The following is a 16,955-nucleotide window of genomic DNA, read 5'->3' as shown; positions in this document are numbered from 1 at the left end:
ATCTGCCCTGTGCGAGGCCTTATTGCCTTGCCTTTGCAAATGCTGGAGTTTGGGCCTGCGGGACGGAAACCTGTTACCATCTGACCGCTGACCTGCACCGGGTCTAGGCCGCCGCGCCGGCATTGCCAAGTGAAATCGTCTCGCAATGCACCATTTCGAGCACGCGCGGCCGACCGGCAAGATCGCGGTGCAGCGTGACGGAGAGCCCTGCGGCCTGTGCGATGGTGCCGACAGGCTCCGCCTGTTGGTAGCCGATCTCGACCAGCGCAGCCCCTCCGGGCACGAGAAGTCCGGACAATTGCGGTACCAATACGCGGTAATCATCGAGCCCTTCGGGACCGGAAAACAACGCGCTGGCAGGTTCATGATCGCGCACCGATGCGTCCAGTTCCGCCGCTTCCTCGACATAGGGCGGGTTGGCCAGGATGAGGTCGAACTGGCCCAGTTCCTCCGCCCAGCCCGGCTGGTGCCAGTCAGCAAGGATCATGGTCACGCGGCCCGCCAGTCCCAGCGTCTCGGCATTGCCTTGCGCCACGGCCAGCGCGGCAGGCGAACTGTCGATGCCCACACCTTCCGCCCCCGGCAGGTCCGCCAGCACTGCGAGCAGCAGCGCGCCCGATCCCGTGCCGCAATCGAGCACACGGCGGGCATCGGGCCGGGCCGCCAGCGCCGCGACGACCAGCGCCTCGCTGTCCCCGCGCGGGATCAGCACGTCGGGCGTAACGCGCAGGGTGTGGCCGTAAAAGTCCTGTGTCCCGATGATATAGGCCACCGGCTCGCCGCGCATCCGGCGCATGATCAGCCGCGCATAGCCCTCGCTGACCTCGTCGCCCATGTGGCGCATCAACAGGTCGGAGCGGGTGACGCCCAGCAGGTGCGCCATCAGCAGTTCGGCATCGAGCCGGGCAGTGTCCGACTTGCCCTCAAGCGCCTCGGCAGCCTCGCGGATGGCGAGTCCGACGCTCACCCTACTCCCCCAGCGCCGCAAGACGCGCGGCCTGATCCTCCGCGATCAGTGCGTCGATCAGTTCGCCAAGCCCCGGCCCTTCGAGGATTTCAGGAAGGCGGTGCAGCGTCAGGTTGATGCGGTGATCGGTCACGCGGCCTTGCGGGAAATTGTAAGTGCGGATGCGTTCCGAGCGGTCGCCAGAGCCGACCATCGCCTTGCGCGCCTCGGCCTCTTCGCCCTGCGCCGCATCGCGCTGCGCCTCGAACAGGCGGGCACGCAGGACCTGCATGGCCTTGTCCTTGTTCTTGTGCTGGCTGCGGCCATCCTGACAGGTCACCACGGTGCCCGTGGGCAGGTGTGTGATGCGAACGGCAGAATCGGTGGTGTTGACGTGCTGACCGCCCGCGCCGGATGCCCGGTAGACATCGATCTTGAGGTCCTTGTCCTCGATGTTGACGTCAACCTCGTCGGGTTCGGGCAAGACCGCGACGGTGGCGGCAGAGGTGTGGATGCGCCCGCCGCTTTCGGTCACCGGCACACGCTGCACGCGGTGGACGCCGCTCTCGAACTTCAGCTTGGCGAATACGCCGTTGCCCGCGATGTTCGCCACGACTTCCTTATAGCCGCCGATATCGCTGACATTCGCCGAGACGACCTCGACCCGCCAGCCCTGTTCGGCGGCATAGCGTTCGTACATGCGGAACAGGTCGGCAGCGAACAGCGCGGCCTCGTCGCCGCCGGTACCGCCGCGGATTTCGAGCATGGCCGGGCGGCTGTCCGCCGAATCGCGCGGCAACATGGCGACCGAGAGATTGTGCTCTGCATCGGGCAGCGCTGCCTTTATCCGGGCGAGTTCCTCTTCGGCCAGTTCGCGCATTTCGGGATCGTCGAGCTGCGCGAGCGATTCGAGTTCGCCGCGCATTGAAGCGACCTCGGCAGCGGCCTTGGCGACCGGCTCAAGCTCAGCATAGTCGCGGCTGGCGGCGATGAAGTCCTTGCCCTCCAGCGTGCCCGAAGCCAGCCGCGCTTCCAGTTCGGAGAAGCGGGCGGCAATCTGGCGAAGGCGGGCGTCGGTTACGGACATTTGCCGCCCCGACCATAAAAAGACTCGTCATCCTGAACTTGTTTCAGGATCCATCGTGCCCCACGCCCGGCGCCATCGATAGAAGCGCAGCGGCGCCGTTGCACCCTGCCCCAAGCGAAAGGCGCGTGGGGAGAAATGGACCCTGAAACAAGTTCAGGGTGACGAAGAAGGGTAGTCGAACAGGTCAAACGAGCGACTTTATAAATGCGTCGAGCCGCGGATTCTCGCCATCAACGGAGAATCCGTAGTAGCCGGTTTCGTTGACCCGCAGGATCGCTTGCGGACCGAGTTTGACTGCTTTGTCGTACCGCTTCTTGGGCGACCCCGATGCCACGATCTCGGCTGAAACACCTGCCGCACGCAGCCCGCTGAGCAGCTTGATAGCTGCTGGCAGACCCTCGTCGTTTTCAACGAGCACCGCTGCCTCAAGCTTGTCGGCAGGGACGCTGCCCCCATCGGAGACCAGCATCGCCAGCCGCTCAATCCCCGCCGCCCAGCCAACCGCAGGCGTCGGCGCGCCGCCCAGGCTTTCCATCAGTCCGTCATAGCGACCGCCGCCCAGCACGGTGCCTTGCGCGCCCAGCCGGTCGGTGACGAATTCGAACGCGGTGTGGCGATAGTAATCGAGCCCGCGCACGAGTGACGGCGCGCGGGTCCATTCCACGCCAGCCGCGTCCAGACCGCTGGTCACCTTGCCAAAGAAGTCCTGTGCCTCGGCGCTGAGGAAGTCGTCGATCTTCGGCGCATCGCCGACGAAGGCCTTGTCTCGCGGGTCCTTGGAATCGAGGATGCGCAGCGGGTTCTTTTCGAGCCGGTCCTGCGAATCTTCGCTCAGTTCGCCCTGCACCGCGCGGAAGTAATCGACCAGCGCCGCGCGCCATGCCTCGCGGCTTTCGCCGTCGCCCAGCGTGTTGAGCATCAGCGTCACGCCGTCAGAAATGCCCAGTTCTTTCAGCAACTGGTCGGCCATGACCAGCAGCTCGACGTCTGCTTGTGGCTCTCCTGCACCGATGATCTCGGCGTCGATCTGGTGGAACTGGCGGTAGCGGCCCTTCTGCGGGCGTTCATAGCGGAACAGCGGCCCGTGCGTGGCGACCTTCAGCGGTGCGTGCTGCTGCCAGCCATTGGTCAGGAAGGCGCGGGCGATGCCGGCGGTGAATTCGGGCCGCAGGGTGAGCGAATCCCCGCCGCGATCCTCGAAAGAGTACATTTCCTTGGACACGACATCGGTCGTCTCGCCGATCGAGCGGCTGAACACCTCGGTCTTTTCGAAGACCGGCATTTCCACCCGGCGGAACCGGTAGAGCTTGCGCACGCGCTCGAAGGTTTCGACGACATGGGCGAAAGCCTCGGCCTCGGCGCCGAAAATGTCCTGGGTGCCGCGAATGGCCTGCGGGGTCTTGGTGCTCATGGGTTTCGCGCTTAGTCTGACTGGCGCGATTGGTGAAGCGTGGATTTTGGTTCGCGCAAAGGTCGCCAAGAACGCGAAGATGCCGTTCTTGGGGCAAAGCCCCTTGATCTATCGACCGCTGGTCTGGCGAGACGCTGGTAGTGTCGAGGCCTGCGGCGCAAGGCGCTACCCCCTCTGCGGCCTTTGCGGCCTCTGCGCGAACCCGAATCAACCCTGCAGTTGCACTCGGCGCATGTTCCCGGCAAACAGTTCCGCATGAAACCAACCTTCGCTGTCGCCCCGCTTGCAGCCCTGCTGCTCTCCACCGTCCTTGCCTCCCCCCTTGCCGCGCAGACCATGCAAAAGTCCGCGCCGGTGGCCGTGCCGATCACCCCCAGCGTGCCCGATGCGCGCGATGTGCCTTATCCCGGCGGAACCATGCTGCTCGACATCGACGCGAGCGATACCGTGCGCGCGGCTTACCGCGTGACGCAAACGATCCCGGTTGCGCCGGGCACGACGCGGCTGACGCTGCTGTTCCCGCAGTGGTTGCCCGGCACCCACGGCACGCGCGGGCCGCTGGCAGAGCTGGTTGACGTCAAGTTCTATGCCGGCACCACGCAGCTCAAATGGAAGCGCGATCCGGTCGAGGTCTTTGCCTTCCATGTCGATATTCCCGCCGGCGCGAGCGCGGTGACGGCGAAGTTCATCCACACCAGCCCGCTGCAGTCGAGCGAGGGCCGGATCACCATGACGCAGGAAATGCTCAACCTGCAGTGGGAGAAGATGAGCCTCTATCCCGCCGGGCATTACGTGCGCCAGATCCGCGTGAAGCCGAGCGTGATCTTCCCCGCCGGCTGGTCCGTTGCCACTGCGCTCGACGGCAAGAGCGCTGCCGGCAACCGCGTGACATGGGCGGAAACCGATTACGAAACGCTGGTCGATTCGCCGATCTTCGCGGGCAAGCATTACAAGTCCTATGACCTGGGCCAAAAGGTCACGCTCCACGTCGTTGCCGACAAGCCAGAGCAGCTGGCGGCGAAGCCCGAGCAGATCGCGCTGCACCGCAACCTCGTCACCGAGGCGCGGCTGGCCTTCGGCGCGAACCATTTCGATCACTACGAAATGCTGCTGGCGCTGACCGACCGCATGGGCAGCATCGGGCTGGAGCATCACCGCTCGTCCGAAAACCAGCTTGAACCGGGTGCCTTCACCGAGTGGGACAAGAACGAGCACGACCGCAACCTGCTGCCGCACGAATACAGCCATTCGTGGTCGGGCAAGTTCCGGCGCCCGGCACGGCTGTGGACGCCTGACTATCGCCAGCCGATGCAGGGCGACCTGCTCTGGGCCTATGAAGGGCAGGACCAGTTCTGGGGCACCGTGCTTGCCGCGCGGTCGGGCCTGCAGGGCAAGGCGGTGATCCTGGGCATGCTGGCCAACTGGGCGGGCGGATATAGCGAACAGCCGGGGCGCGAATGGCGTTCGGTCGAGGATACCGGGCTCGATCCCGTGTTCGGCGCGCGCAAGCCCAAGCCGTTTGCCAGTCTGGCGCGCGGCGAGGACTATTACCGCGAAGGCGCGCTGATCTGGCTGGAGGCGGATCAGGTGATCCGCGCGGGCACCGACGGGCGCAAGTCGATCGACGATTTCGCGCGCAGTTTCTTTGGCATGCGCGATGGCGACTGGGGGCAGCTGCCCTTCGAGGTCGATGAGATCATCACTCGGCTGAACGCGGTCTATCCGCATGACTGGAAGACTTTCCTCGACACCCGGATCAACCAGCCGGGCCAGCCTGCACCCTTGGGCGGCATCGAAAAGGGCGGGTACAAGCTTGTCTGGAAAGACGAGCCCAACCCCTATGACAAGGGACTGATGACCGAAGCGAAGAACCTCAACCTTACCCATTCGCTGGGCATTGTCATCGACAAGGACGGCAAGGTCACCTCGACCCGGTGGGACGGTCCGGCTTTCAACGCCGGGATCGTCAGCGGATCGAAAATCGTCGCGGTGGGCGGCAATACCTACGACGCTGACGGTCTGAAGGCGGCGATCAAGGCGGCTAAAAATGGCGCGCCGATCGACCTGCTGGTCCAGCGCGGCAATCGTTTCCAGACGATCAATGTGGACTGGCAGGGCGGCCTGCGCTGGCCGTGGCTTGAACGCGCGGTGCCCGAAGGGACGGCGCGGCTCGACCAGTTGATGATGCCGCTGCGCCCGATGCCCAAGGCGCTTCCGGCGAAGAAAAAGTAAGTCGCCAAGTGAAAACTCTGGGAAACCGCATCGCGCCGCCCCGCTTCATCGGCTTCCTTGTGCTTCTGGTGCTGAGCGGGCTTGGCTGGCACTGGCTTGCCCCCAACCCGCCGTGGCAAGACAGCGTGGCCATGGGGTTTGACTTTGCCGCGCTGCTGTTCCTGCTTTCGCTGATCCCGCTTCTGGCGGGCAGCAGCGCCGCAGTGATGCGCCGCCATGCGCAGGAAAACGACGCCAACCGGGTTATGGTGCTGATGCTGTCCACCTTAGTCGGCCTTGCGGTCATGGCAGCAATCACTGGCGAGCTTGGGCCAGCGAAGAACGGCGAGCCATGGGCCATGACCAAGCTGGTCGGCACCCTGGCGCTGATCTGGCTGTTCGCCAATTCGGTTTATGCGCTGCACTATGCCCATGCCTTCTATCTGGCCGACAAGGACACCGGCAAGGACGCCGCGGGAATTGATTTTCCCGGCACGAAGACGCCCGATTACTGGGATTTCGCCTATTTCGCCTTTACCCTCGGCATGACTTTCCAGACCTCTGACGTGGCCGCGCGAGCGCCAGGGATACGGCGGATCATGCTGGTGCACTGTCTGGCGGCGTTTGTGTTCAACATCGGAGTCATCGCCTTCGTGATCAACGCGCTGGGCTGAACGTCACTCGGCTGATTTGGCCGAGATTTGGGCGCAATTCATGTTGCGATGCAGCAGAGATCGCCGTAGAGGCGCGGGCTATGAACATCGATCTCATCCCCGTCGGCGATAATCCGCCCGAAAGCCTCAACGTCATCATCGAAGTGCCCGTCGGCGGCGAACCGGTGAAGTACGAATTTGACAAGAAGTCCGGCGCATTGTTCGTCGACCGCATCCTGCATACGCCGATGCGCTATCCGGCGAACTATGGCTTCGTACCGCACACGCTTTCGGACGATGGCGATCCGATTGACGCGCTGGTTGTGGCGCGCTCGCCCTTCGTCCCGGGCTGCGTTGTGCGCGCCCGACCGATCGGTGTACTCCACCTTGAAGACGAACACGGCGGCGATGAAAAGCTGATCTGCGTGCCGGTCGATTCGACCTTCCCGTACTATTCCGACATCGGCGAGCAGAAGGACCTGCCTTCGATCGTGCTCCAGCAGATCGAGCACTTCTTCACCCACTACAAGGACCTTGAGGCCGAAAAGTGGGTTCGCGTCGGTAAGTGGGGCGATGCCGAAGAGGCCCGCCGCCTGATTGTGGAAGCCATCGCGCGCCACGACGCCGCCCCGAAGGACTGATCGCCTGACGCCTGTGCCTTAGCCCTTCGCTGGCCGGCGGGGGCGCTGCACTTCGGAAATCGCCTTGATCATCAGGGCGCCTTTGCGCGCGGGATCATGCGGCATGGCAGCCGCTGCCAGCGCCCGATCGATCAGGTCGCGCACTGGCGGCAAATCAAGGTCATCGGCGCTGCCCAGCACGATGTGACGCACCGCCGAGCCATTGCCCTTGAGCAGGTTGTCGGTATCGGGCAGCCCGGCGCCGCGCAAGAAAAACAGGCTCACCCAGCGCGTATAGAGCGCAATCGAGACGATGGCTGCGCCCGTCTTGCCATTGGGCGAAAAGCCGACCGCCAGCGCGTTGTAATTGTCATAGACCAGTGCATCGCATCCCGGCAGCCGCGCGCGCATCCGCTTGATCGCGGCGCGGCCCATCCCGGCCACGCCGGGCAGGTAGCGGGCCATGAAGGTTTCGAGCTGGGCTTCGGCCGAGTCCATGAACGCAAAGCTGCGCGCTGAGCCAGCGAATCACAATCGCCAAACAAGGCCTTCGTCTCTTTCCTACCCCGGCCCGGCTTGTTAGCCTGCGCCGATGCCTGCCGCCTTGCCCGTTTCCGTCGCTTCCCCGCGAGCGAAAGGCTCGCCGGACATTTCCCTCAGGACTGTGTCCAGTGTGTCCACTCGACAAGGATTCCTGCGGGGTTCGGTGTCATCTTGCGGCGAATCAGTCGCCGGCGATCATCATCCCGTCAATGCGGAGCGTCGGTGCATTGACCGCGCGGTACATTTCGAGATCGTTCGCCGGGACCAGCGCCGCGAACATGGCGATGAGGTTGCCCGCCACGGTGAATTCCGCGACCGGACCGACGATTTCGCCATTCACGATGCGGTATCCGGACGCGCCCCGGCTGTAATCGCCGGTCACCGCATTCACGCCCTGCCCAATCAGTTCGGTGACCAGCACGCCTTCTCGGATATCGGCGATCAGGTCTGCGGGCGAGAGCGATCCCGCCGCCATGTGGACATTGCTCGCCGAAACACCCGGCGCACCATTGCCCCCGCGCGAGGCGTGACCAGTCGGCTCCTTGCCAAGCTGGCGGGCCGAGGCGCTGTCCATCAGCCAGCCGGTCAGCCGCCCGCCCTCAACCAGCGCGCGCGGCGCGGTGGGCAGACCTTCGCCGTCGAAGCCGCGCGAACGCAGCGCACGGGGACGGTGCGGATCATCATGGATTGCAATGCCAGCATCGAACAACTGCTCATCTTCCTTGCCGAGCAAAAAGCTGGAACGCCGCGCGATCGAACTGCCGGCAATCGCGCCGAGCAAGTGACCGATCAGCGTCCCGCTGACGCGCGGATCGAACACCACGGGCATGGAGCCGCTGCCGAGCTTGCCGGGGTTGAGCCGCGCAACGGCGCGAGTCCCAGCCAGCGAGCCGATTTCCTCCGGCGAAAGCAGGTCCGAAAGGTGCCGCGCCGAGCGCCAGGCGTAGTCGCGCTGCATATCGGCGCCTTCGCCGGCGATGACGCTGGCGGACAGGCCGTGGCTGGTCGTTTCGTAAGCGCCGGCAAAGCCGTGGCTGGTGGCCAGCGCGAACACGCCGCGCCCGCTGCTCGCGCCTCCGCCTTCGCTGTTGGTCACTCCGGAAACGGCGCGCGCGGCGTCTTCGGCGGCCAGCGCCATGGCACGCAGGGTGACGGGATCGGGCTCACCTTTATCGACGAGATCGAGGCCTTGCGGAAATTCGCGCGCCAGCCGGTCTTCGGGAGCAAGACCGGCATATTGATCGTCCGGCGCGGCGCGGGCCATGGCGACGGCTCGGGCGGCCAATTCATCGAGCGCGGCATCGGCAAGATCGCTCGACCCGATCGAGGCCGATCCCCTGCCGACAAAAACCCTGAGGCCAATGTGTTCGTTTTCGCTGCGCTCGACATCCTCGAGCTTGCCAAGCCGCACCGAAATGCTTTCCGAGCTGTCTCCCGCATAGACGGCATCGGCGGCATCGGCGCCGGCCTTGCGGGCGCGGTCGATCAGGGCGGAGGCGCGTTCCTGCGCTGCGGTAACGGAAAGCATGGGCGCGGCTTAGCCGGGCGAGGGCCTGCGATCAATCACGGCTTGGGCAATCGCCGCTTGGGCAATCACGGCTTGGGCGAAGTATCAGCCGGTAACGAACCGGGTCAGCCCCATGAACAATGCGGTCAGCGCGAAAGGCAGGCCGATGGCCAGCGCCCACAGCCACAGGCGGTCACGGCGATAGGCGGGGCCATAGGAGGGATCGGCGGCCTGTTCATTGGTCAGGCGGTTCCAGCGGCGTTCGAAGCGGCGGCAAGCGGGAATAATCGCGACGACGAGAATCACCAGCGCGAAATAGGGGATGATCGAACTCTTCTGCCCCTTGAGCGCGCCAAGCGTGACGAAAATCTGCAGGCCGGTGTAAGCCAGCAGGGCATAAGCGATATTGTCGCTCATACGCTTGCGCCAGTCCAGCACTCGCTCAGTTGCTATACGTACCCGCCGGGTGACTTCGACCATTCGGCCGGTCCTTTCCTCTGCCCTTATTGGAACCAGTAGACCAAAGTTTGAACAGATGATCAAGCACCGTTAACCAGCATATTTTCGCATGGCCATGCAGGAATCCTGCCAATTTGCTCCATCTTAGTCGGATCGCGGCTTGAAGTGCGCGATTACGCTGCCTAAACCGAGAAACAATGACCCAGACACAGACTTCATCACCGACCACAGACGAAACAGGTTCCGGCAACGGGCTTGAGGTCATCTCGATCGCCAAGAGCTATGACAAGCGCGCCGTCCTGTCCGACATTTCGCTGTCGGTCGCCAAGGGCGAAGTGCTCGGCCTGCTTGGCCCCAACGGCGCGGGCAAGACCACGTGCTTCTATTCGATCATGGGTCTGGTGAAACCGGATTCGGGCCGCATCCTGATGGATGGCATCGATGTCACCAGTCTGCCGATGTACCGCCGCGCGATCCTCGGCCTTGGCTATCTACCGCAGGAAACCTCGATCTTTCGCGGGCTGACCGTTGAACAGAACATCGCTGCCGTGCTCGAACTGAGCGAGCCTGACGCCGACACCCGGGCTGAGGAACTGGAACGCCTGCTCGACGAATTCGGCCTCGCCCGGCTGCGCTCCAGCGCTGCCATGGCGCTGTCGGGCGGTGAACGCCGGCGCTGCGAAATTGCCCGCGCGCTAGCGGCCAAGCCCTCGATCATGTTGCTCGACGAACCCTTTGCCGGCATCGACCCGCTGTCGATCAGCGACATCCGCGACCTGGTCAAGGACCTGTCAACGCGCGGTATTGGCGTGCTGATCACCGATCACAACGTCCGCGAGACGCTCGACATCGTTGACAAGACCTGCGTGATCTATGGTGGACAAGTGCTGTTCGCCGGCACGCCCGAAGGCATGGTCAGCGATGAAAACGTGAAGCTGCTCTACCTCGGCAGCGACTTCACGTTGTGACTTCTGGCCGGCCGGCGGACTGATCCATGGCATTGGGGCCGCGCCTCGATCTTCGGCAAAGCCAGTCGCTGGTCATGACGCCGCAACTGCAGCAGGCGATCAAGCTGCTGGCGCTGTCAAACCTTGAGGTCGAGACCTTCATCGGCGAGGCGCTGGAGGCCAACCCGCTGCTCGAAATCGGCGCTCCTGCGCCAGCCGATGCCCCTGCCGAGCCCATCGATGAAGCTCGCCGCACCAGCCTTGAAAGCTCGCCGGTCGACCAGCTGATCGGCGAAGCGCGTGGCAGCGAGGACAAGCCGCTCGACATCGATACCGCCACGCTCGACATTGACCGCGATACCGGCGACTGGGGCGCCGCTGTCTCCAGCTATGGCGGCGAGGACCTGCCCGGCATCGACGATCGCGGCGGCGGCGGGCCGACATTGGCCGAACATCTCGAACGGCAGATCGGCCTGTCCTGCGCCACGCCGCGCGAACGGCTGATTGCCAGTGCTCTGGTCGATCGGATCGATGATGCGGGCTACCTCTCCAGCCCCTTGCGCGAGATTGCCGATGATCTGGGCATAGCACTGGCGGCAGCCGAATCAGCCTTGGTGCTGGTGCAGTCGCTCGACCCCACCGGCGTCGGCGCGCGCAATCTGGGTGAATGCCTTGCCCTGCAGGCCCGCGAGGTCGACCGTTACGATCCCTGCATGGCGCGCCTGCTCGACAATCTCGACCTGCTGGCGCGCGGCGAACTGGCGCGGCTGAAGCGCATGTGCGGCGTCGATGACGAGGATTTCGCCGACATGATGTCGGAACTGCGGTCCTATGATCCCAAGCCGGGGCTCAAATTCTCCTCGGGCGGGGGCGAGCCGGTGACACCCGACGTGCTCGTCACCCCGCGCAGCGATGGCGGCTGGGACGTGGCGATCAATCAGGACACTTTGCCGCGTCTGATCGTCAACCGCACCTACTATGTCGAGATGAAGGGGGCCTGCGGCGGCAAGGATGCGCGCGGCTGGCTGTCCGAGAAACTGGCCGATGCCAATTGGCTGGTAAAGGCGCTCGACCAGCGGCAGAAGACGATCCTCAAAGTGGCGAGCGAGATCGTCAAGCAGCAGGAAGGCTTCTTCCGGCAGGGCGTTTCGCAGCTGAAGCCGCTGACCCTGCGCGCGATTGCCGAAACGATCGAGATGCACGAATCGACCGTCAGCCGCGTGACCTCGAACAAATACCTGATGTGCCCTCGCGGCACCTTTGAGCTGAAATATTTCTTCACGTCAGGCGTCGGTGCGGTCGATGGCGAGGGCGGCGCTTCGGCAGAAGCGGTCAAGGCGGCGATCCGGCAGGTGATCGATGCTGAAGACCCCAAGGCGATCCTGTCCGACGACACGCTGGTTGACTTGCTCAAGGAGCGCGGCTTCGAACTCGCCCGGCGCACCGTGGCCAAGTACCGCGAGGCAATCGGCCTTGGTTCTTCCGTACAGCGGCGGCGGCAAAAGGCGCTTGCCGGCGTGCGCTAAGCGCATGATCCACCTGATATCATAGCGAAATATGCTGACGTGGGTTAGTTATGTGATAAAATATCATTGCGTGTGATGTAATACTATGACATGAATTGATCGTCCGGACACGACTCAACACAACCGCCGCATCAACGCCGGCGGGGAACAGGAAGAGGTGTGTCATGGCCTATGTTTCCAGCCAGTCATCCGCCAGCCGGGCCAGAACCGCGATCATCGTCGCCGCACTGCAGGCCGCCGGCATCTACGCGATCATCGCCAGCCTGAGCTACGTCGTCGGCCCGCGAGACCCTGACAAGCCGATCACCACCACTTTCACGCCGGTTCCGCCCGAAAAGCCGACCGAGACTGCCAAACCGCAGGACAAGACGATCTACGATCCGATCCCGCAGCCATCGCCCCTTCCCACCCCTCAAGTAACGCCTACCAGTCAGCCAACCGGCACCTCCGGTCCTGCCGAGGAAACCGGCACAGGTTCGGGAACCGGCACGGCCTCCCCGTCACCGCTGCCGACCAGCGAACCCAGCCGCGCCGCCTTCACCCCCAAGTCCCCCAAGCCCAAGGGCCGTCCCGGCGAATGGGTCAGCCGCAATGACTACCCGGCGCAGGACCTGCGCGAAGGCAACGAGGGCACCGTCCGCTTCCGGCTGGGCGTGGGCGCAGACGGCAAGGTAACCAGCTGCACCGTCACCGGATCGAGCGGGTTCCCCCGGCTCGACGCGGCGGCCTGCGCCAAACTTTCCCAGCGCGGCCGCTTCGATCCCCGCACGGACGAGAACGGCGCGAAGGTTGCCGGCACCTGGTATTCATCGGTGCGCTGGTCGATCGAGAAATAGGCCGCCCGCGGCCCGCGCAGAATTCAACAAGCTCCACCCTGCCTCGCCCCGCATCCTGTCCGGACGCGGGGCTCTTTTTTTTCGCTTTGCCGGATCAAAGTTCCCGCTAGTGTCGCGAACTCGTTTCCGGAGAAACCGCCTTGAAAACCCGCTTCCTGCTCGCCGCCGCTCTTTCCGCGCTGGCCACCCCCGCGATTGCTGACACTGCCGAATACCGCGTGCTGATGCAGGGCCGCGACATCGGCCACTTCAAGGTCGACCAACAGGGCGAAGCGGTAACCGTCGATTTCGATTTCAAGCAAAACGGGCGCGGGCCGACGATCAAGGAAGTGCTCAAGCTGGGCGAGGACGGCGCGCCGGTCAGCTATCAGGGCACGGGACGGACTACCTTCGGCAATGCCGTGAACGAAAGCTTCCGCCGCACCTCGGGTGGAGTGACATGGCGCGATGCGGCTGGCGGCGGCACGATCAAGGGCAAGGGCGCACCGCGCTTTTACGTAACGCAGAGCGGATCGCCGCTCGATCAGGCGCTGCTTGCCAAGGCGCTCCTCGCCGCGCCGGGCCGCACTTTGAAAGTCGCACCGGGCGGCTCGGCCACGCTGACCGAAAAGGACCGCCGCACGCTTGATGGCACCGGCGGGCCGCTCGAAGTGGTGACTTACGAACTATCCGGACTGTCGATTTCGCCGGGCTACATCACGCTCGACAGCAAGGGCGAGCTGTTCGCCATGCCGAGCTCGAACTTCATCATCGCCCGCGCCGGCTATGAAAAGGGCGCCGACGCGACCCTGCGCGGGGTGGCCGAAAAGCTGGCGTCCGAACGCCTGCGCGACATCCAGATGGACGGCGCGCGGAATTGGGCCGGGCCGGTGCGGCTGCGCAACGTCAAGCTGTTCGATCCGGTGGCAAAAAAGCTCACCAGTCCCAGCGATGTCGTCTGGTTCGATGGCAAAATCAGCGAGGTCGTCCCCGCCGGATCACTGGCAACGCCGGGCGAAACGGTGATCGAGGGCGATGGTGGAACGCTCGTCCCCGGCCTCACCGATATGCACGGCCATCTGGGGCAAGAGGACGGCCTGCTCAATGTGCTCGCAGGCGTCACCTCGGTCCGCGACATGGGCAACAACAACACCCTGCTCACACAGCTGATCGACCGGATAGACAAGGGCGAGATAGCCGGCCCGCGTGTCGTGCGCAGCGGTTTTGTCGAGGGCAAGAGCCCGTTCTCCTCGGCCACCGGCCTGCTCGCCTCGACCGAGACCGAGGCGCTGAACCACGTGCGCTGGTATGCCGCGCGCGGGTACAACCAGCTCAAGATCTATAACTCGATCGACCCCAAGTGGGCACCGCTGATGGCGGCCGAGGCGCACAAGCTGGGTATGCGCGTGGCCGGTCACGTGCCCGCCTTTTCCAGCGCCGATGCCATGATCGCTGCCGGCTATGACGAGATTACCCACGTCAATCAGTTGATGCTCGGCTGGGTGCTCAATCCGGGCGAGGACACCCGCACCCTGTTTCGCTTCACCGCAATGCGCCGCTTCCCGACCATCGACGTGCAAGGCGGCAAGGTGAAGGCCACGCTCGATGCCATGGTGGCGAACAAGGTGTCGCATGAACCGACCATCGGCATCCACGAACTGGGCATGACCGCGATTGACGGCGCGGCCAACCCCGGCGCGGTCGACTATATCGACCACATGCCGCCCGCCGAGCAACGGGCATTGAAACAAGCTTTGTTCGGTGCCGACACCCCGCAGCAGCGCGCCGAATATGTCGCTGCTTATGGCAAGGTGATCGAAACGCTCGCCGAAATGCACCGCCGCGGCATCTTCCTGATCCCGGGCACCGACACCGGCGGCGCCTTCACCCTGCACCGCGAGCTGGAATTGTTTGCCAAGCTGGGCATGACGCCGGCCGAAGTGCTGGCCCGCGACACCATCGACGTGGCGCGCTACATGGGCGTCGACCAGCAGCTCGGTTCAATCGAGCGCGGCAAGTTCGCGGATTTCTTTTTGGTACCGGGTGATCCGACCAAGGACCTGAAAGCGATCAAGTCGATCGCCATGGTGGTCAAGGGCGGAACGGCCTACTTCCCGAGCGAAATCTATCCGAAGCTGGGGATCAAGCCGTTCGCCGATGCGCCGAAGGTGACCGCGGCGAAGTAGCGGCCAGCCACCTCACCCCACGCCATCGCTCAGAACCAAACGTCATCCTGAACTTGTTTCAGGATCCATCGGGCCTCGCACCCGACCGTAGCGGCGACAATGCAACGGCGCAGTTGCATCACTTAACCAAGGCCCAGCGGGTGAAGCGAAATGGATCCTGAAACAAGTTCAGGATGACAGTTTTGAGGGATCAGCCCAAAGGCGCTCAAGCCTCCAGCTCGACATCCCAGTAGAGCCAATCCCGCCAGGTTTCATGCAAGTGGCCCGGCGGGAAGCTGCGGCCGCGTTCCTGCAATTGCCAGCTGGTTGGCCGGATCGGTTCGACCAGCAACGGCATGTGCGCCTGTCTCGGCGTGCGCCCGCCCTTGCGCATGTTGCAGGGCGCGCAGGCGGTGGCGACGTTTTCCCAGCTTGTCCGCCCGCCCAGCCGGCGGGGCACGACGTGATCGAAAGTCAGGTTCTGCGGGCTGCCGCAGTACTGGCAGGAAAACCGGTCGCGCAGGAAAAGGTTGAAGCGGGTGAAGGCGGGAAATTCGTTAGGCCGCACATATTGCCGCAAGGCGATGACCGAAGGCACGGCCATGTCCCAGGTCGGCGAATGGACGTGGCGATCATAGGTCGCAACAATGTCCACGCGCTCAAGAAAGATCGCCTTGATCGCCGTCTGCCACGGCCACAGGCTGAGCGGATAATAGGAGAGCGGGGTGTAATCGGCATTGAGCACGAGCGCAGGACAATCGGACAGATGGCGGGAGGGGTCCCCCTCGGCGCTGCGGAACCGGGCCGCGCGCTCTATCAGCTCCGACTTGAGCATGGCCTTTCCATGGGCATGTGATGTTGCAGCTGCATGACGGCAATGAACATTGCTGAGGGCCGCCCGTCAAGGCTTGCGCCAAGGCGAAATCCACAGGACAAGGCGTTTCACAGGAACCTGGCCTTGATCCGCACCCGTTTCGCCCCCAGCCCGAATGGCTCGCTCCACCTTGGCCATGCCTGGGCGGCAATCGTCGCGCATGACCTGGCGCGGGAACGCGGCGGGGAGTTCCTTGTGCGGGTGGAAGACATCGACGGCGCTCGCAGCCGCGCGGAACTGGCCGACGATCATCTGGCCGACCTCGATTGGCTGGATCTTCACTGGGACGGACCGGTGGTGCGCCAGTCGGAACGGCTGGAAAGCTACGCCGACGCTGCCGAGCGCCTGCGGGGAATGGGCTTGCTCTACCCCTGCCAATGCACCCGCGCCGACGTGCTGGCCGCTGCCCGCGCCGATGGGCCTGACGGGCCGCTTTATCCCGGAACCTGTCGGGGCCGCGACATGTACTCGCACGGGGCGGCGTGGCGGCTCGATATGGCCAAGGCGGTCGCACTGGCCGGCCCGCTCACCTGGCGCGACGAGAATGCCGGCGAGCAGGCGGCGCGGCCCGAGCTGTTCGGCGATGTCGTTCTGGTGCGCAAGGATGCCCCGGCAAGCTATCACCTCGCCGCCACGCTGGACGATTCAGCAGACGGCATCACGCTGGTGACGCGCGGCGCCGACCTGTTCGCAGCGACCCACGTTCACCGGCTGCTACAAGCGTTGTTCGGCCTGCCGGTGCCGGTCTGGCATCATCATGCACTGCTGGTCGAAGCGAACGGGAAGAAGCTCGCCAAGCGGCGCGGATCGGCGCAGGAAGGCTTTGGTCTCACCGACCGCCGCCGCGCCGGGGAGTACGGGCGAGCTCTCGCCGATGCATTGCGAGCCGGCCACTTCCCCGCTGGCATTTCGCTTGGCACAGGCGTAGGAGGCGGGACATGAAATGGCTTCTCGTTCCCGTCCTGCTCGTTCTCATGGGCCTTGTCGTCTACAGCCTGGTGCGCGGCATCGGTGCCTTCCTGCACAGCACGCGCATGGACCTCGAGCATGACCCGGCCAGCGGGCCTTCGCCCTCGCAGCTCAAGCAGAACAAGATGATGTTCAACCGCATCCTGTTTCAGGGGCTGGCTATTCTGGTGGTCGCGCTGCTGCTGGCCGCCGGCAGCAGTTCCTGAAGCCAGGGCCTTCGCT

General features: G+C 64.4%; 16 protein-coding genes. 9 read left to right on the top strand and 7 right to left on the bottom strand.

Annotation, left to right across the window (positions count from 1 at the left end; genetic code table 11):
• Positions 1–103 precede the first annotated feature (103 nt).
• The 3 genes from prmC to hisS form a co-directional block, all read right to left on the bottom strand.
• Complete coding sequence (prmC, locus tag RMO89_RS18230; protein ID WP_310534939.1) at positions 104–967, bottom strand: peptide chain release factor N(5)-glutamine methyltransferase; 864 nt, start codon at positions 965–967, stop codon at positions 104–106.
• A 1-nt stretch (position 968) separates the two neighbouring features.
• Positions 969–2,033: a peptide chain release factor 1 gene (prfA, locus tag RMO89_RS18225; protein WP_310534938.1), complete on the bottom strand. Its 1,065-nt coding sequence runs from the start codon at positions 2,031–2,033 to the stop codon at positions 969–971.
• Positions 2,034–2,217: 184 nt separating this feature from the next.
• Complete coding sequence (gene hisS, locus RMO89_RS18220; protein ID WP_310534937.1) at positions 2,218–3,444, bottom strand: histidine--tRNA ligase; 1,227 nt, start codon at positions 3,442–3,444, stop codon at positions 2,218–2,220.
• Between the two features lie 255 nt (positions 3,445–3,699).
• Between hisS and RMO89_RS18215 the strand changes: the two genes are divergently transcribed.
• The 3 genes from RMO89_RS18215 to ppa all read left to right on the top strand — a co-directional run bounded on the left by RMO89_RS18215 (position 3,700) and on the right by ppa (position 6,949).
• Positions 3,700–5,676, top strand: a complete 1,977-nt coding sequence (locus tag RMO89_RS18215) for a peptidase M61 (protein ID WP_310534935.1) — start codon at positions 3,700–3,702, stop codon at positions 5,674–5,676.
• A gap of 8 nt (positions 5,677–5,684) precedes the next feature.
• Complete coding sequence (locus RMO89_RS18210) at positions 5,685–6,329, top strand: DUF1345 domain-containing protein (protein WP_310534934.1); 645 nt, start codon at positions 5,685–5,687, stop codon at positions 6,327–6,329.
• A gap of 80 nt (positions 6,330–6,409) precedes the next feature.
• Positions 6,410–6,949, top strand: coding sequence for an inorganic diphosphatase (gene ppa / locus RMO89_RS18205; protein WP_310534933.1), 540 nt, complete (start codon positions 6,410–6,412; stop codon positions 6,947–6,949).
• A gap of 18 nt (positions 6,950–6,967) precedes the next feature.
• On the opposite strand, the gene RMO89_RS18200 is transcribed toward ppa, so the two are convergent.
• The 3 genes from RMO89_RS18200 to RMO89_RS18190 all read right to left on the bottom strand — a co-directional run bounded on the left by RMO89_RS18200 (position 6,968) and on the right by RMO89_RS18190 (position 9,458).
• Entirely contained in the window at positions 6,968–7,426 is a 459-nt protein-coding gene (locus tag RMO89_RS18200; protein WP_310534932.1) for a DUF1801 domain-containing protein, read from the bottom strand.
• 226 nt (positions 7,427–7,652) lie between these two features.
• The gene (locus RMO89_RS18195; RefSeq protein ID WP_310534931.1) at positions 7,653–8,999 is read right to left on the bottom strand and encodes a TldD/PmbA family protein; all 1,347 of its coding nucleotides are present in this window, start codon (positions 8,997–8,999) and stop codon (positions 7,653–7,655) included.
• Positions 9,000–9,083: 84 nt separating this feature from the next.
• A complete protein-coding gene (locus tag RMO89_RS18190) occupies positions 9,084–9,458 on the bottom strand; it encodes a hypothetical protein (RefSeq protein ID WP_310534930.1) in 375 nt (124 codons plus the stop codon).
• A 176-nt stretch (positions 9,459–9,634) separates the two neighbouring features.
• Here RMO89_RS18190 and lptB point away from each other — a divergent pair, with 176 nt between their 5' ends.
• From lptB to RMO89_RS18170, 4 genes are all read left to right on the top strand, one after another.
• Positions 9,635–10,405, top strand: coding sequence for an LPS export ABC transporter ATP-binding protein (lptB, locus tag RMO89_RS18185; protein ID WP_310534929.1), 771 nt, complete (start codon positions 9,635–9,637; stop codon positions 10,403–10,405).
• Between the two features lie 26 nt (positions 10,406–10,431).
• On the top strand, positions 10,432–11,910 hold the full coding sequence (rpoN, locus tag RMO89_RS18180; RefSeq protein ID WP_310534928.1) for an RNA polymerase factor sigma-54: 1,479 nt from the start codon (positions 10,432–10,434) through the stop codon (positions 11,908–11,910).
• Between the two features lie 164 nt (positions 11,911–12,074).
• Entirely contained in the window at positions 12,075–12,746 is a 672-nt protein-coding gene (locus tag RMO89_RS18175; RefSeq protein ID WP_310534927.1) for a TonB family protein, read from the top strand.
• A gap of 140 nt (positions 12,747–12,886) precedes the next feature.
• Positions 12,887–14,911: an amidohydrolase family protein gene (locus RMO89_RS18170; RefSeq protein WP_310534925.1), complete on the top strand. Its 2,025-nt coding sequence runs from the start codon at positions 12,887–12,889 to the stop codon at positions 14,909–14,911.
• A 205-nt stretch (positions 14,912–15,116) separates the two neighbouring features.
• On the opposite strand, the gene RMO89_RS18165 is transcribed toward RMO89_RS18170, so the two are convergent.
• On the bottom strand, positions 15,117–15,725 hold the full coding sequence (locus RMO89_RS18165; protein ID WP_310534924.1) for an HNH endonuclease: 609 nt from the start codon (positions 15,723–15,725) through the stop codon (positions 15,117–15,119).
• Positions 15,726–15,848: 123 nt separating this feature from the next.
• Between RMO89_RS18165 and gluQRS the strand changes: the two genes are divergently transcribed.
• Together gluQRS and RMO89_RS18155 are read left to right on the top strand one after the other, a co-directional pair.
• Positions 15,849–16,706 (top strand): tRNA glutamyl-Q(34) synthetase GluQRS, encoded by an 858-nt coding sequence (gene gluQRS, locus RMO89_RS18160; protein ID WP_310534923.1) that lies wholly within the window; start codon positions 15,849–15,851, stop codon positions 16,704–16,706.
• Complete coding sequence (locus RMO89_RS18155; RefSeq protein ID WP_310534922.1) at positions 16,703–16,939, top strand: HIG1 domain-containing protein; 237 nt, start codon at positions 16,703–16,705, stop codon at positions 16,937–16,939. The genes gluQRS and RMO89_RS18155 overlap by 4 nt, the downstream gene beginning before the upstream one ends.
• The last annotated feature ends 16 nt before the right edge of the window (positions 16,940–16,955 follow it).

It is taken from the genome of Novosphingobium sp. (genome assembly GCF_031424035.1).
In the GTDB taxonomy this organism is placed as follows: domain Bacteria; phylum Pseudomonadota; class Alphaproteobacteria; order Sphingomonadales; family Sphingomonadaceae; genus Novosphingobium.
Note: the sequence above shows the minus strand (reverse complement) of the source record. Positions and strands in the feature narration are given on the sequence as shown.

Bases quoted from the DNA above. Each gene is read 5' to 3' on its own strand.
- prfA (WP_310534938.1), bottom strand. From the start codon at position 2,033: ATGTCCGTAACCGACGCCCGCCTTCGCCAGATTGCCGCCCGCTTCTCC.
- hisS (WP_310534937.1), bottom strand. From the start codon at position 3,444: ATGAGCACCAAGACCCCGCAGGCCATTCGCGGCACCCAGGACATTTTC.
- RMO89_RS18215 (WP_310534935.1), top strand. From the start codon at position 3,700: ATGAAACCAACCTTCGCTGTCGCCCCGCTTGCAGCCCTGCTGCTCTCC.
- ppa (WP_310534933.1), top strand. From the start codon at position 6,410: ATGAACATCGATCTCATCCCCGTCGGCGATAATCCGCCCGAAAGCCTC.
- RMO89_RS18200 (WP_310534932.1), bottom strand. From the start codon at position 7,426: ATGGACTCGGCCGAAGCCCAGCTCGAAACCTTCATGGCCCGCTACCTG.
- RMO89_RS18195 (WP_310534931.1), bottom strand. From the start codon at position 8,999: ATGCTTTCCGTTACCGCAGCGCAGGAACGCGCCTCCGCCCTGATCGAC.
- RMO89_RS18190 (WP_310534930.1), bottom strand. From the start codon at position 9,458: ATGGTCGAAGTCACCCGGCGGGTACGTATAGCAACTGAGCGAGTGCTG.
- lptB (WP_310534929.1), top strand. From the start codon at position 9,635: ATGACCCAGACACAGACTTCATCACCGACCACAGACGAAACAGGTTCC.
- rpoN (WP_310534928.1), top strand. From the start codon at position 10,432: ATGGCATTGGGGCCGCGCCTCGATCTTCGGCAAAGCCAGTCGCTGGTC.
- RMO89_RS18175 (WP_310534927.1), top strand. From the start codon at position 12,075: ATGGCCTATGTTTCCAGCCAGTCATCCGCCAGCCGGGCCAGAACCGCG.
- RMO89_RS18165 (WP_310534924.1), bottom strand. From the start codon at position 15,725: ATGCTCAAGTCGGAGCTGATAGAGCGCGCGGCCCGGTTCCGCAGCGCC.
- RMO89_RS18155 (WP_310534922.1), top strand. From the start codon at position 16,703: ATGAAATGGCTTCTCGTTCCCGTCCTGCTCGTTCTCATGGGCCTTGTC.